General features: G+C 70.1%; 12 protein-coding genes and 1 pseudogene. 7 read left to right on the top strand and 6 right to left on the bottom strand.

What is annotated here, in order from left to right:
* Positions 1-21: 21 nt before the first annotated feature.
* Both OG205_RS16015 and OG205_RS16010 read right to left on the bottom strand, forming a co-directional pair.
* Entirely contained in the window at positions 22-1,416 is a 1,395-nt protein-coding gene (locus OG205_RS16015; RefSeq protein ID WP_330277041.1) for an MFS transporter, read from the bottom strand.
* Positions 1,417-1,736: 320 nt separating this feature from the next.
* Complete coding sequence (locus tag OG205_RS16010) at positions 1,737-2,720, bottom strand: Lrp/AsnC family transcriptional regulator (protein ID WP_330277040.1); 984 nt, start codon at positions 2,718-2,720, stop codon at positions 1,737-1,739.
* A 123-nt stretch (positions 2,721-2,843) separates the two neighbouring features.
* Here OG205_RS16010 and OG205_RS16005 point away from each other — a divergent pair.
* Positions 2,844-3,029, top strand: a pseudogene (locus tag OG205_RS16005) (methionine adenosyltransferase domain-containing protein); the annotation flags it as partial.
* 50 nt (positions 3,030-3,079) lie between these two features.
* On the opposite strand, the gene OG205_RS16000 reads toward OG205_RS16005, so the two are convergent.
* Entirely contained in the window at positions 3,080-3,967 is an 888-nt protein-coding gene (locus OG205_RS16000; protein WP_330277039.1) for a trypsin-like serine peptidase, read from the bottom strand.
* Between the two features lie 56 nt (positions 3,968-4,023).
* Between OG205_RS16000 and OG205_RS15995 the strand changes: the two genes are divergently transcribed.
* The 5 genes from OG205_RS15995 to OG205_RS15975 all read left to right on the top strand — a co-directional run bounded on the left by OG205_RS15995 (position 4,024) and on the right by OG205_RS15975 (position 8,610).
* Positions 4,024-4,371, top strand: a complete 348-nt coding sequence (locus OG205_RS15995; protein ID WP_330277038.1) for a hypothetical protein — start codon at positions 4,024-4,026, stop codon at positions 4,369-4,371.
* A 70-nt stretch (positions 4,372-4,441) separates the two neighbouring features.
* Complete coding sequence (gene mptB, locus OG205_RS15990) at positions 4,442-5,239, top strand: polyprenol phosphomannose-dependent alpha 1,6 mannosyltransferase MptB (protein ID WP_330277037.1); 798 nt, start codon at positions 4,442-4,444, stop codon at positions 5,237-5,239.
* The gene (locus OG205_RS15985) at positions 5,232-6,404 is read left to right on the top strand and encodes a mannosyltransferase (RefSeq protein WP_330277036.1); all 1,173 of its coding nucleotides are present in this window, start codon (positions 5,232-5,234) and stop codon (positions 6,402-6,404) included. Before mptB ends, OG205_RS15985 begins: the two co-directional genes overlap by 8 nt.
* Positions 6,394-7,671 (top strand): glycosyltransferase 87 family protein, encoded by a 1,278-nt coding sequence (locus OG205_RS15980; protein WP_330277035.1) that lies wholly within the window; start codon positions 6,394-6,396, stop codon positions 7,669-7,671. Before OG205_RS15985 ends, OG205_RS15980 begins: the two co-directional genes overlap by 11 nt.
* A gap of 42 nt (positions 7,672-7,713) precedes the next feature.
* Positions 7,714-8,610: a hypothetical protein gene (locus tag OG205_RS15975; RefSeq protein WP_330277034.1), complete on the top strand. Its 897-nt coding sequence runs from the start codon at positions 7,714-7,716 to the stop codon at positions 8,608-8,610.
* Here OG205_RS15975 and OG205_RS15970 read toward each other — a convergent pair.
* Together OG205_RS15970 and OG205_RS15965 are read right to left on the bottom strand one after the other, a co-directional pair.
* Positions 8,604-9,674 carry a GTP-binding protein gene (locus OG205_RS15970; RefSeq protein ID WP_330277033.1) on the bottom strand — a complete coding sequence of 357 codons (1,071 nt, stop codon included), beginning with the start codon at positions 9,672-9,674 and terminating at the stop codon, positions 8,604-8,606. The genes OG205_RS15975 and OG205_RS15970 overlap by 7 nt on opposite strands.
* Positions 9,674-10,687, bottom strand: coding sequence for a GTP-binding protein (locus OG205_RS15965; RefSeq protein WP_330277032.1), 1,014 nt, complete (start codon positions 10,685-10,687; stop codon positions 9,674-9,676). The genes OG205_RS15970 and OG205_RS15965 overlap by 1 nt, the downstream gene beginning before the upstream one ends.
* Positions 10,688-10,760: 73 nt before the next feature.
* On the opposite strand from OG205_RS15965, the gene OG205_RS15960 reads away from it, so the two are divergent.
* Positions 10,761-11,378 carry a DsbA family oxidoreductase gene (locus OG205_RS15960; protein ID WP_330277031.1) on the top strand — a complete coding sequence of 206 codons (618 nt, stop codon included), beginning with the start codon at positions 10,761-10,763 and terminating at the stop codon, positions 11,376-11,378.
* 6 nt (positions 11,379-11,384) lie between these two features.
* On the opposite strand, the gene OG205_RS15955 is transcribed toward OG205_RS15960, so the two are convergent.
* Positions 11,385-14,075: an AfsR/SARP family transcriptional regulator gene (locus OG205_RS15955; RefSeq protein WP_330277030.1), complete on the bottom strand. Its 2,691-nt coding sequence runs from the start codon at positions 14,073-14,075 to the stop codon at positions 11,385-11,387.
* Between the last annotated feature and the right edge of the window lie 79 nt (positions 14,076-14,154).

The raw sequence follows: 14,154 nt of genomic DNA, 5'->3' as shown, positions 1-14,154 counted from the left end.
CGCCCGCCCGGATCGGATGGATCAGGCCGCCCGGCGGCGCTCCGTCATCAGTGCGGCGGTGGCGAGGCTGACCACGATGAGTGCGGTCGCCGTCCAGAACGCCGCACCGGCGCCACCGGAGGCCGCGCCGAGGTACACGCTGCCGAGTACCGCCACACCGAGCGTGCCGCCGAGCTGCTGCACCGCGTTGATCAAGCCCGCCGCCGAGCCGATCTCCTGGGGGCTCACCACGTGCAGTGCCGCGGTGAAGAACGCCGGGCTGAACAGGCCGACGCCCAGGCCGATGACGAGCAACGCGGCGAGCAGGAACACGAACCCTCCTGACTGATACGCCGCGATCGCACCCAGCAGCCCGGCCAGCACGACGACAAGACCCGCGTACATGACCTTGATGCCGAACTTCGGCACGAGGTGCGCGCCCGCGACCCACGACGAGATCGCGACACCGATCGACCACGGCAGCAGCGTCAGGCCGGCGCTGAGCGCGTCCCCGCCCTCACCCAGCTGCCGCTCCAGCACGACGACCAGCGTCAGACCGGTGGTCACGCAGAAGAACAGCGTGGACGTGAGCAGCGCGGCCGGGAACACCCGGCGGCCGAACAGGCTGACCTCGACCAGCGGAGTCCGGCCACGTGCGGCGGAAACCCGTTGGTGCACGCCGAAAAGCACGCAGACGGCGACGCCCGCGGCGATCGACAGCCAGCCCCCTGCGGTCAGGTTGATCGACGCGGACTCGACCAGCGGGTAGATGACCAGGCCGACACCGGCGATCGCCAGCAGGGTGCCGACCGGGTCGAGCCCAGGCCGCCGTGGCGCCTTGTTCTCGGCCATCTTCGGCACGATCGCCAGCACCAGCACGGACAGCGGCACGTTGACCAGGAACACCGACCGCCACGACGACCCGAACAGGTCGGCGTGCGTCAGCACCCCGCCCAGCACCGGGCCGAGCACGGCCGACAGCCCCATCACCGGCCCGATGCTGCCCAGTGCCTTGGACATCTCAGGACCCTGGAACATCGCCCTGATCAGCCCGATCACCTGCGGGATGACCAACGCGGCGGCAGCGCCCTGCACGGCGCGGAAACCGATCAGCAGATCAGCCGACCACGCGAGCGAGCACGCCACCGACGAGAGCGCGAAACCGAGGACGCCCGCACGGAAGACCCTCTTGCGCCCGAACATGTCGCCGAGCCTTCCGCCGGTGATCAGCAGCACCGCGAACGGCAGCGTGTACGCCGTGGCGAACCACTGGATGTCCGACGTGTCGCCACCCAGGTCGGCGTGCATCGTCGGCGCCGCGACCTGCACGATGGTCGCGTCCAACAGGTTCATCGCCTCGGCGGTCAGCAACGCGCTGAGCGCGAGCCAGCGCCACCGGTGAGTCGCCGCGACAGGCGGCGACGTGATGTCCGACATGGGATTCCCTCCACTTGTGTTGCTCGGGACCAGCATCGGGAGGGGGACGCCGCCGGTTCCAGCCAGAGCCGGGAGTTCGCCGATTCTTTCCATCGACGGCCTTCTGGTGGTGGATTCGCTCATCGGCCGTGGTGGGCCGCAACGCGACGAGCCAGCCCCGATGGTCCGGACGGCTCGGGACGGGGAGCTCAGCGCGTGGCATGTTCACGTGCTCGCGCGGCACGGCCGGACGATGGCGCTGCGGGCACCGTCCGGCGCGCTCGTCGCCGTGGCCGACTGCCCCTTCGCTGCCGTGCAAGGCTTTCCTGCCCGAAGGATCGTCAGGACGGCTGGGCCGCCTGCAGGAGCGGTTGCGCCGGACCGGACGCCTTGAGCGTCTGCAACACGGGCGCGGTCTCCAGCGCGCGGATGTCCGCCAGCGCACCGAGCCGGTGCGCCAGATACCGGTGCAGGTCGGCGGGGTCCTCGCACATCGCCGTCGCCACGAGGTTCGCCGGTCCCGTGGTGGAGGCGACGAACGCCAGCTCGACATGCGTGGCCAGCGCGGTCGCCACCTCGTGCAGGTGCACCGGCGCCACCGACATCCACAGCAGGGCCTGGGTCATGGTGCCGAACACCGCCGGGTCCACCTCGACGTCGAAGAAGATCGCCCCGCTGGCCTGCAGGTCGACGAGCCGGCGCGCGACGGTCGGCGGCGACCACCCGGTGGCGGACGCCAGCTGCGTCAGGCTCGCCCGCCCGTCGTGCTGCAGCGCGGCGACCAGTTCGCCCGCGGCGGTGAGCGCTTCTTGTGCCGTGGGCACCTCTTCGGGCAGCTCCACGCCCAGCAGCGACTGCTGCTCCTCGGTCAACGTGCTCGCGCTGCGCAGCCAACCGGTGCGGCCGCCCACGTAGGTGTGCAGCAGGCAGTGCGCGGACACCGCCGAGATGGTCGTCATCCGCGGAATCTCCCGCAACAGCAACGAAGGCCCGCCACCCGCCGTGTCCGACCGCACGATGGTGATGATCTCGGTGCCGCCCGCCGCCAGCTTCACCCAGGCGGTGTCCTCCCGGCGCACCAGCGCGTTCGCCAGCCGTTGTGCCGTCTGCGGACTGGCGGTCAGCCGCACGAGCCACTGCGACCATCCCGCCGGTTCCGGGCTCGCCAGCCCGACCACCCGCAGCCCTGCCTGGGCCCGCAGCCGCTGGTAGTGCCGGGCGACCGTCTGCGGCGAGGTGTCCAGCGCGGCGGCGATCCTGCTGAACGGCGCCCGCGCGTCGATCTGCAGTGCGTGTATCAAACCCCGGTCGATGTGATCCAGCACGCCATTGCCCCCGATGCGTCCGGCGATGGACCAAACCGCCAAATCATGAGCGAAGTGTGGCATCCCCCGCACACCGAGCAGCAATGTTGGTCACAGCCGGGCCGACGGTGGCATGGCCCCCAGGGTGGCGGCGCCTGCGCCGGCGTAGATCCGTCCAAAGTGGACCGTTCCGCTGTCTGCGCGATGCACCGGGTCGCCAAGAACGTGGTCGCCACCCGCCTGGAGGTCCAGGGCGCCTGCGCCACCGGCAAGGCCGCCCCGGTGGGCCTGTTCGTGGAGACGTTCGGCACCGAGGCCGTCGACCCCGCCGCATCCGTACGGCCACATGGCCTGGAACAGGAGCCGTGCCAGGCCTCCCGTCAGAGCTGGTCCGCGCTCACGTACAACGCCCGCACGGCGTCGGTGAGCTTCGCCGCGCTCAGGTCCGTCGTGACCAGGTCGCCGTTCATCGTGCCCCGGCTGGTCACCGCGAAGATCGTGCCCTTGCCCGTGGCCGGGTCGAACCCGCGCAACCACGGCCCACCGCTGGACCCACCCGCGAGGTCGCAGTCCGTCTCCCACGCCGACATGACCGAGTTGACCTTCAACGTCGCCGGCCGCGCGCACGACAGCAACGCCTCGCCGCGTTCGAGCGCCGACACCGGATATCCCAGCGTCGTCTGGTCGACCGGCGATGCCACTGCATCGAACGAGATGTCCTGCGTACCGGCCACGTCCTGCACGTGCCCGCCGTCCACCGGGTCGAGCGCGATCACCGCGTCGTCGTCCAGGCCGCTCATGGGGCCGTTGTAGGTGTCGGACCAGGCGAACGCACGCGCCACGAACACCCCGTGCGGCCGCGAGCCGTGGTCGTAGCCGGGCACGAACACGACGTTCAGGATCTTGATCGGGTTGTCCCAGCGGTCCAGGCCGCCGTTGACGCAGTGCCCGGCCGTCAGCACCACGTCCCTGGTCGCGCTCGGCACCACCGTGGCCGTGCAGGAGTGGTCCTCGCCCGTCGAGGTGGACATGAACAGTCGGCCGACGCCCGGCGGTGTCCCCTCGTACGGCTTCGAGATCTGCTCGGCAGGTGGGAGATCGCCGTCGCCGACGGCCTTCATCCGTTCCGGCGTCCAGTGAGCCAGGGCGGCGGTGCGGTCCGGTTCGGACACCTTCGTCACCACCTGGCCGGCCGCGGCCTGGGCCGGGGACGCCACCAGGGCCGCCGCGAGGATCACTCCGGACGTGCTCAGCGCTTTCCAGATCATGATCGGGTGACGTTCCACAACGGATTGAAGTTGCGTGGGCTGCGAGGATTTAGCCTGTGGAGGAAGAACCCTGGTCGAAGGCCACGCTCCGGGTGTGGGCGGGTGAGATGACCGTCGAGGAGATCGGTGCCGCACTGAAGGTCGGTGCCGAGCGGAGCGACCGGCTCTGGTGCGTGGACGCCGGTGGCGGCGACCTGCATCTGGACGACCTGCTGAAACTCGTCGAGGCGTTGCTCTCTGAGCACCGGGAATCGCTGGTCCAGGTCGCGGCCCGGTGTGACGTGGACCTGTTCGTCTCGTGGTCGCCGAAATCGGGGCAGGATTCCGTCTGCCTCGGCCCGAACCTGATCAAGCTGCTCGGTGAACTCGGCGCCCACGTCGTGATGGACACGTTCACCGACTAGCGGAACCGCCCGAAGAACCCGATCTTCCAGCCCTTCTTCGTGGCTCGCGTCCTGCCCTTGCGACCGTCTGGTGCTCGCACGCGAAGTGGGCGGCCGGACAGTGGCGGTGACGGCCGCCGCGTGGACCGCGCCGCTGATCATCGCGCCGCCGCTCTACAGCCGTGACGTCTACAGCTACCTGGCGCAGGGCGCGGTGGCGCTGCGCGGCTTCGACCCCTACTCGCGTGGCGCCGCCGTGCTCGACCTGCCGTTGCGGGGCAACGTCGCGGGCCTGTGGCAGGAGACGCCGTCGCCGTACGGGCCGCTGTTCCTGCTGCTGGGCAAGGGGACGGTGTGGCTGCTGCGGTCGCAAGGGCCGTTGCTCACGTGGATGTCGTTGCCGGCTACCGCGGCGGAGCTTCTCTACTTCTTGATCGGCCGGTACGTGCCCGGCTTCACGCACCTCGGCTTCCTCACCTTCTTCCGCGCGGCCGGCGTGGTCGTGCTCGCCGGGGTGCTCGTGCGGCAGTGGTGGCTGGCACGAGAGGGCGGTGTGGAAGCGGTGAGACGCGCCACGATCGCGTTGCTTGCCGCGTCACTGCTCGCGCCTTCGGTGCTGCCGTGGTACTTCACCTGGGCGCTCGCGTTAGGAGCGACGTTCGCGTGGAAGGACCGCCGGATCGCCGTGCTGGCGGGTGTTTCGGTGTGGATGGTGCTGGTCACCCTGCCGGACGGCACGATCGTCGCGCGCTGGACGTACGACTCCATGAACCCATGGGTGTGGTGGCCGTACCTGGCTGCCACTGTTGTGGCAGGGATGTGGGTCGGGCGGGCGCTGCTGCATCCGGCGCGTCAGCCTGCCCCGGTGGCTGGAGGAACCGGTGAGTGAGCAGCGTGTGCTGAGGTTCGCGCCGTTGGTGTTGTGCCTGTCGTTGGGCATCTACGCCGCGACGGCGAACTGGGGGATGATCGACCTCAAGGTGTACTGGAGCCTCGCTCCGAACGTGCTCACCGACGAGCTCTACTCGATCACCATGCCGTTCACCGCGGACTTCCCGCTGCCGTTCACCTATCCGCCGTTCGCGGCGCTGGTGTTCCTTCCGCTGTCGGCGTTGCCGTGGCTCGCGGCGAAGATCGTCTGGCAGGTGTTGTCGCTGGTCTGCCTGTGGTGGCTGGTGCGGACGGCGCTGAAGCTGCTGGCGGACAGGGCCGAGCAGCCGTTCGACGGGACGTGGCGGCGCCGCGCTCTGTTGTGGACGGCGATCGCGCTGTGGTTCGAGCCGGTGCGCAAGACCCTCGACTTCGGACAGATCAACCTCGTCCTGATCGCCGGGACGTTCGCGGCGATGGTCGCGACCCGGCAGGCCGTCGCGGGACTCGGTGTCGGTGTCGCCGCCGGGATGAAGCTGACGCCGGCGATCTCCGGGCTGTACTTCCTGGTCACGCGCCGGTGGAAGGCCGCGCTGTGGTCGGTGGGCGGCTTCGCGATCACCGTCGCGCTGGGCTTCCTGGTGTCGGCCAAGGACTCGTGGCGCTACTGGTTCGAGCTGCTCGGTGCGGCCGACCGGGTCGGGCCGGTGGGCTCGGTGATCAACCAGTCGTTGCGCGGCGCATTGTCGCGTTCGCTCGGGTACGACGTCGAGATGTCGTGGCCGTGGCTGCTCGCGGTGGCGGTGTCCGTCGCGCTCACCTGGTTCGCGTTGCGGGCCGCGGTGAAGGCCGGGGACACGCTGGCGTCCGTGATCATCGTGCAGCTCTTCGGGCTGTTGGTCTCGCCGATCTCGTGGAGCCACCACTGGTTGTGGGTGATCCCGCTGGTCCTCTGGCTCGTGCACGGGCGACGGAATCTGGTGCTCGCCGGGGTGTGGGTGGTCGCGGTGGTCTCGGACGTCATCACGATCCTGATCAACCTGCAGCCGTCCATCTGGGAGATCCCGAGACCCTGGCCACTCGCGGCGCTCGGCTGGGTGTACCCGGCGCTCGCACTGCTCACCCTGGCGTTGACGCCGAAGCTGCTCGACCCGATCCCGAAGGCAGAACGTGTTGCGACCTAAGCCCCTCGCGAAGCTGGAAGGGCGGCTCCTCGCCGTCGCCCCGTGGCTGCTGGCGATCTCGATGCTCGCACGCACGTGGATCATCGTCACCGGTTTCGGCACCGAGTCGATCGACCTGTACGTGTACTGGTCGCTGGCCCCGCACGTGCTCGAAGGCGACCTCTACCAGGTGGTCTCGCCGCACTCGCCGCCCGACTTCCCGCTGCCGTTCACCTACCCGCCGTTCGGCGCGCTGGTGTTCCTGCCGATGACGTGGCTGTTCTGGGGTGCCGCGCAGTGGAGCTTCCGCCTGCTGACCGTGCTGTGTCTGTACTGGCTGGTGCGCGTGGCGCTGCGGCTCGTCGCGGGGGAGTCGTGGACGGCCGACGCTCGGGTGTGGCGGCAGCGGGCGCTCCTGTGGACCGCCGTGCTGCTGTGGATGATGCCGGTCTTCCACACCTTCGAGTTCGGCCAGATCAACCTGCTGCTGGCAGCGGTCGTGCTGGCCGCGCTGGTGGCCCGCGACTCGCGCGTCGCGGGAGCGGGCATCGGCCTGACCGCCGGGTTGAAGCTCGTGCCCGCGATCTCCGGCCTGTACTTCCTCGCGACCCGCCGCTGGAAGGCCGCGGTGTGGTCGGTGGCGGCGTTCGCGGCGAGCGTCGGCCTCGGGTTCCTGGTGAACTTCGAGCAGGCCAGGCAGTACTGGTTCGTGCTGTTCGGCGACCCTGATCGGGTCGGGCCGATCGCGACCGCGCACAACCAGTCGTTGCGCGGCGCGTTGTCGCGGACATTCGGTTACGACGTCGGCATGTCCTGGCCGTGGATCATCGCCGCCCTGGTGTCGACCGTGATCGCGTTGTTCGCGCTGAGGGCGTCGGTTCGGGCGAGCGACTCGCTGATCGGCGTGCTGTCGGTGCAGTTCCTGGGGTTGCTGCTCTCGCCGATCTCCTGGGACCACCACTGGGTGTGGGTGGCGCCGCTGCTGATCTGGCTGGTGCACAAGAAGATCGCGCCGTGGGTGCGCAACACCCTGCTGGTGCTGTGGGTTCCGGTGATGTTCCTGGACGTGATCGCGTTCCAGCTGGACCGGCAGCCGACGATCTGGACGATCAGCCGGCCCGGCTGGTTGTCGCTGGTCGGCTGGACCTACCCGGCGTTCGCGCTGGTCACTCTGGTCGTCATCGCGGTCGCGGTGGGAAGGTCGAATGCTCCTGCGGGCTTTTCGCGGAAATTCTCCCGCCAGGGGAATACTTTGTCGACAGGAATGCATTCGACGTCGTCGCCGTGATGTCGAGGCGGGTTCTTCCGGTGGTCGGATAGCATCCGGCCGGTGGGAGACGAATCATCGAACACGTTCAGCGGGGACTCCCAGGGAAACGTGCTCCAGACCGGGAATATTCGCGGCGACCTGAACGTCACCTACCCCGGTCCCCCGCAGACGGAGCCGACGATCTCTCCGGCGCTCTGGTATCGCGTTCTCGCGATCGTGCTCGTGGCCGAGGTGGCACTGGGCGGGCCGGGTGCGGTGCCGGTTCCTCTGAACCCGCAGTCCCAGCAGTCGACGTCTCCGCCGTCCCGGTCCGAGGTGCTCCCGCCACAGGCTCCGCAGTCCGAGGCCTCGCAGCCTCGGACACCGCAGTCTCTCGCACCGCGGTCGCAGGAGCCGCAACACCAACCTGCGCGACCACGACCGCAGTTGCAGGTGGCGAAGGAAAAGCTGGTCAACGCGTGTGCGAACAAGCGGGCGGACGACCAGCGAACGCGTGACGGCGGTCCGGTCGCCTACACGCCGGGGCTCGTGTACGAGATCGTGGTTCAGAACCCGAGCGACACCGAGATCGTTCTGACCGGTCTGCGGGCCGATGTCAGCCGGCGGCAGCTGACGCCGGCCGGTGATCTTTCCCCTCCGCCGGGTGGGTGCAGGTTCTGGACGGACATGCCCGTCCGGGAGCTGGTGTTCAATCTCGACGTCGAACGTCCGCGTGCCGTTTCCGCGGAACGCGTCGAGGCGGACGGCAACGTCTCGATGCAGTTGCCGACGACGGGTGTCCCGCGCAAATCTTTCCCGTACAAAGTGCTGAAAGGCGAGTCCGAGGTACTTCACGTGGGATTCGAAACTTCGCGATGCGACTGCGAGTTCACACTCGTCGTCGAAGCGGCAGCCGGAGGGGAGTCGATCGAGACCGCGCTTCCCACGGTCCATCGCGTTGTTCCGAAGGATCAGTAAACGTGCGAATGGTCGTGCAGTTCGCTGAAGTCCCACTCCGGCAACGGATCCTCGAACGCCAGCCAAGCGTCCGGCCCCGCCGCGAGCTCGGAGTCGGTGAGCAGCGCGGGATCCAGGCGCCGAGCGGGCTCCGTCACGTCGAAGTCCACTCCGATGAACACCAACTCCTGGCGTGCGCTGGGCACGTCGAGCAGCTGACCGGGTTCGATGACGAGGTTGGGACCGGCCTGCGACCACACGGCCAGCACGTCCGGACGGGACGCGATGTGGCAGAAACCCTTGCTGCGCAACACACCTTCCCAGTCCGCGAGTGCCTCCACGAGCCGGGCGGGGTGGAACGGCCGTGACGCGCGGTAGGTGACGGACCTGATCCCGTACTCCTCGGTCTCCGGGGTGTGCCCGCCGGCCAGCTCCTGGGCCCAGCCCGGTGCCTGCGCTGCGGTGATCGGGTCGTACGAGCCGGTGTCGAGCACGTCGGCCAGTTCCACGACGCCGTTCAAAGTGTGCAGCAGGCGGGCGGACGGGTTCAGGCGTCGCAGCACGGCGTCGAGCGTCGCGAGCTGATCCGCGGTGACGAGGTCGGTCTTGTTCACCACCAGCACGTTCGCGAACTCCACCTGGTCCACCAGCAGATCCGAGACCTCACCGGCGGCCAGTCCGCGCAGGAAGCCCTCCGCGTCCACCAGCGTCACCATCGTGTCGAGCCGCGCGTGGTCGGACAGGCTCGTGCCGTCCTCGAACGTCCAGTCGAACGTCGCCGCTACCGGCATCGGTTCGGAGACGCCCGTCGACTCGACCAGGATCGTGTCGAACCGGCCCGAGCGCGCCAGCTCGCCGACGCTGTCGAGCAGGTCCTCCCGCAACGTGCAGCAGATGCAGCCGTTCGTGAGCTCGACGAGGCGTTCTACGGTGCGGTCGAGCAGCGCCGCGTCGATGTTGACGTCGCTCATGTCGTTCACGATCACCGCCACCCGCCTGCCTTCGCGGTTGGTCAGCACGTGGTTGAGCAGCGTCGTCTTGCCGGAGCCCAGAAAACCGGACAGCACGGTCACAGGGGTGCGCATCAGAGTTCCAGCTCCTCGTGCCAGTCGGCGAACGGGTCGGCGAAGTCGAGTTCGGTGACCAGCGCGAGTTCCTCGTCGGTGACCAGGGCGGACCGCAGCTTCGCGGCGATCTCGGCCGCGTCGGCGGAGGTGGTGATCACGACGAGCTCCTGGTCGCGGTCGCCCTCCCACGGCCCGAGGTTGCCCACGCGCAACCCGCCGCCCGCGGACTCCAGCCACAGCGCCGCGTCGGGCTGGCTCGCCACCCACACCCGGCCGCGCACGCGCACCACGCCGTCGAGCAGCACGTCGATGCAGTTGTGCAGCCGCATCGGGTGGAACGGGCGCCGGTCGGTGAAGTGGACGACGGACACGCCGTGCGCCGGTTCCAGCGACGGCCGCCCGTACAGCAGCGACCCGAAGCCGTCGTCGATCTCACCGCGCCGTGCGTCGGCGGGAATCGCGGCGAGCAGGGAGACCACGTCGAGTTCGGACAGCTGCTGACGCGGCGCGTCGGGGGAGAGCCGGTCGAGCACGGCGGTGAGCACCGGGTCGCCCGGGCCGGTCAGCACCAGCGCGTCGGCGAACTCCGCCTGCCCGACCACGACCTGCGCGACCATCCGCTCGTCACCCTCGGCGGCGCGCATGCCCCGGTCGGCGAGCGAGTCGGCGCCGGTCGCGTCGTCGAGCCACGTGGCGGTGTCGACGACCGTCACCACGGCCTCGATCTCCACCTCGGTCCCGCTCAGCGCGAAGCAGACGGCCTCCGGCTCGAGCATCGGGTCCAGCTGCACGATCACGCGCCCGTCCAAGCCTTCGAGCAACGGAACGAGGTCCAGCCGCAACGTGCACGAGACGCACCCGTGCGCGAGCTCCAGAATGGTGAGCCGGCCGTCCGCCCACCGCCGCAGCACCCCCTCGGCCAGGCTGCTCAGATCATGCCTGACCAGCGACGACTCAGGTGACGCCCGCCAGAGTTCGTCGGCCACGTCGTGGTGGGTGAACCCGGCTACCAATACGACCCGTGCTGCCATGACCCGCAGCGTACATGACAACGATTATCGTTTCTGAACGGACGGCGCGAGCGTGGCATGACATGATCGAACGATGCAGGTCGAGTTCTGGGCTGACGTCATTTGTCCGTGGTGCTACATCGGCAAGGCGCGCTTCGAGAAAGCGCTGGCCGGTTTCGAGCACCGTGCGGAGATCACCGTGGTGCACCGCGCGTTCGAGCTGGATCCCACCAGCACCGGCGTCGAGTCCGTGCAGGACATGCTCGCCACCAAGTTCGGCCCGCGCGCCGCCGAGATGGAGGAGTCCGTCGCCCAGCTCGCGCGCGACGAGGGCCTCGAGTACCGGCTCGACCGCGAGGTCGGCAACACGTTCGACGTGCACCGGCTGCTGCACCTGGCAGGAGAGAAGGGCATCGGGCACGAGGTCCTCGACGCGGTGCTGCGCGCCAACTTCGCGCAAGCGCGTTCGTTGTTCACGCCGGAGTCGCTGACCGAGATCGCCACCGAGGCCGGACTGGACGCCGCCGACGTCAAGACCGTCCTCGAAGACCCCGCCGCGTATGCCGACGAGGTGCGCGCCGACGAGCAGCGCGCTCGCGACATCGGCGTCTCGGGCGTCCCGTTCGTGGTCGTCGGCGAACGTGTGGCCGTTTCCGGCGCCCAGCCCGTCGAGCTGTTCGGGCGTGCCCTGACGCAGGCCTGGGAAGGCTGACCGGCGTCAGCGGGGAAGCGCGGTGAGCTGAGACTCGACCGCGTCGGCCTCGTCGAGCCCCCGGCCGCGGAAGATCCGCAGCGCCTCCGTCCACGCCTGCCGGGCACCGGCGTGGTCGCCGTCCTCGGTGAGGACCGTGCCGAGCCGCCGCAGCGTCACCGCGGTCTCGTAGGAGTGACCGAGCTCGCGGAAGATCCCGGCGGACTCGCGGTAGGCCGCGGCCGCCTCCCGCCGGGCGCCACGCTTCTCGTGGATGAATCCGATGCTGTCGAGGGTCTCGCCGACGCCCGATGCGTGTCCGGCGTCGCGATGCAACGGCAACGCGGCCTGGCAATGGCGCAACGCCTCCTCGTACTCGCCGATGTGCCCGCAGATCCAGCCCATGTTGTTGAGGGCCAGGGCGACCAGGTTCGGCGCGTCGGCACGCTGGTACAGGTCGAGTCCCAGAGCCGCGTGGTGCTTGGCGAGCCGGTAGTCGTCCCGCTGGCCCCACGCGCGGGCGAGCACCAGGTGCGCATGCCCCTGCATGGTCACGTCGCCGAGCCGTTCGCTCAGCGCGGCGGACTGTTCCAGGACCTCGACGGCCTGCTCGTTGAGACCGGCCCGTGCGTACACGTGGCCGAGAGCGTGCAACTGCCGGGCCTGGATCGCCGGTTCTCCCGCGGCCTCCGCCGCCGCGGCGGCCGCACTCAGCACGGCGATCGGTTCGGCGCGGTGACCCTGCCGCCAGTGGTAGGTCATGAACGTGGACGCGAGCGCCCACACGTGGCGGTGCCAGCCGTTCTCGGTGGCGACGCGCAGGGCCGCGAGCATCGCGGTGTGCTCGGTCTCGAACCAGCTGAGCGCGTCCTGCTCCCCGGAAGGACGATGCGCGCGCACCGCCGTTTCCGGGATGTCGTAGGGCGGACGACCGGGATCGAGCAACCGGTCCGCGTGGTGCGCGGTGTGCAGGTAGTAGTCGACCAGGCGTCGCAGGGCGTCCTCCTGGCCCGGTGACGGCTGTTCGCTCGCGTACAGGTGGACCAGGTCGTGCATGCGGTAGTGGTCCGCGTCGGTCCTGATCACGAGATGGGCTGCCTCGAGCTCGGCCAGGGCGTTCGCCGCGGCACCGTCCGCCAGCGCGTCGATCGCGCCGGTGCGCAGGTCGGCGGCGGGGGCCCGGCCGAGCAGTCCGAAGAGGACGACGGCGGGCTCGCTGAGTGCCCGGTGCGACCACGACAGCGCGGCCCGCAGGCTCACGTCCCCGGCGTCGAGCGCGTCCAGCCTGGCCAGGCGCAGCTCCTCCGCGATCGCGGCGAGGCCGAGGTCGTGGTCCACGGCCGCACGCGCGGCGACGATGCCCAGTGCGAGCGGCAGGCCACCGCAGTGCCGCACGATGTCCGCGATCGCCTCGGGCTCGCGCTCGCCCAGCCGGGCCACGAGCAGGTCCCGGGCCTCCGCGTCGGACAGCACGTCCAGCCGCATCGGCACCGCGCCGTGCGTGGCGACCAGACCGGTCAGCGCACGCCGGCTGGTGACCAGCGTGCGGCACGAGGCTGCGCCCGGCAGCAGCGGCACGACCTGGTCGGCGTCGGCGGCGTTGTCCAGCACCACCAGCATCGCCCGGCCGGCGATCGCGCTGCGGTACATCGCCGCGAGGGTGTCGACGTCCTCGGGCAGGCCGTCCGCCGCCGTGCCGAGCGAGGTGAGGAACCCGCGCAGCACCACCGCCGGATCCGCCGGGCTCATCGTCAGGTCGAACCCGCGCAGGTTCACGTAGAGCTGGCCGTCCGGGTAGTCGTCCGCGTGCCGGTGCGCCCAGTGCAGCGCGAGCCAGGTCTTGCCCACCCCACCCGCGCCGCGGATCGCCGAGATCAGCACCAGGTCGCAGCGCAGCGCACCGGAGAGCGCCTCCAGTTCCCGCACGCGACCCTGGAAGTGTCGTGGTGCCAGCGGAAGCTGCCGCGGGACCGGAGGTGCCGCGTGCACCGCCGCCGGTGACAGCAGTCGCTGGTGCAGGTCGCGCAGCGCCTGGTTCGGGTCGACGCCGAGCTCGTCGGCCAGGTGACGGCGCAACGTCTCGTAGCGCGCCAGCGCCTGCGCCTGCTGACCGCTGCGGGCGAGCGCGTCGATCAGCTGATGCGCCACCCGTTCGTCGAGCGGTCGCGCGGAGGCGAGCGCGGTCAACGGCACCACCAGTTCCGCGTGCCGGCCGAGTCGAAGCCCGGCGTCGTGGGCGTCGAGCCGCACGGCCAGCTGCTCGTGGGCGAGCGAGTCGCGCAGGCTGCTCGCCCACGGGGAGTCCGCACCGCCCAGCGCCTCGCCCGTCCACAGCTCCAGTGCCTCGGCCAGCGTCACGGCCCGCGCCCGGTCGTCCTCCCGCGCCGCGCGCGCGACCAGCTCGCGGAAGCGGTGCAGGTCGACCGAACCCGGATCGGCCCGCAGCACGTAGCCGCCCGACCTCCTGTCGAGGCCGACGCCCGGCAGATCGTCGAGGGTGACACGCAGCCGGGAGAGATAGCTGTAGACGGCTTCTCTGGGCCGGCGCGGCAGCTGCTCGCCGAACACCCGGTCGACGAGCGTGTCGGCGGACACCGGCCTGTTCACGTCGACCGCCAGCACGGCGAGCACGCACCGCACCCGTGCGTGCCGGATCGGGACCGGTTGCCCACCCGTCGTCGCCCCGACTTCTCCGAGCAAGTGAAAACGCGCGCTCACGAACCTGTCTCCCCCCGACCGGTCGTGTCTATCAGACCCGTGCAAGGTCCGTGCAAGGTCCGCCGTGCAGCGTCACCCC

Source organism: Lentzea sp. NBC_00516 (assembly GCF_036346835.1).
GTDB lineage: Bacteria > Actinomycetota > Actinomycetes > Mycobacteriales > Pseudonocardiaceae > Lentzea > Lentzea sokolovensis.
This window is presented reverse-complemented; position numbering and strand designations above follow the sequence as displayed.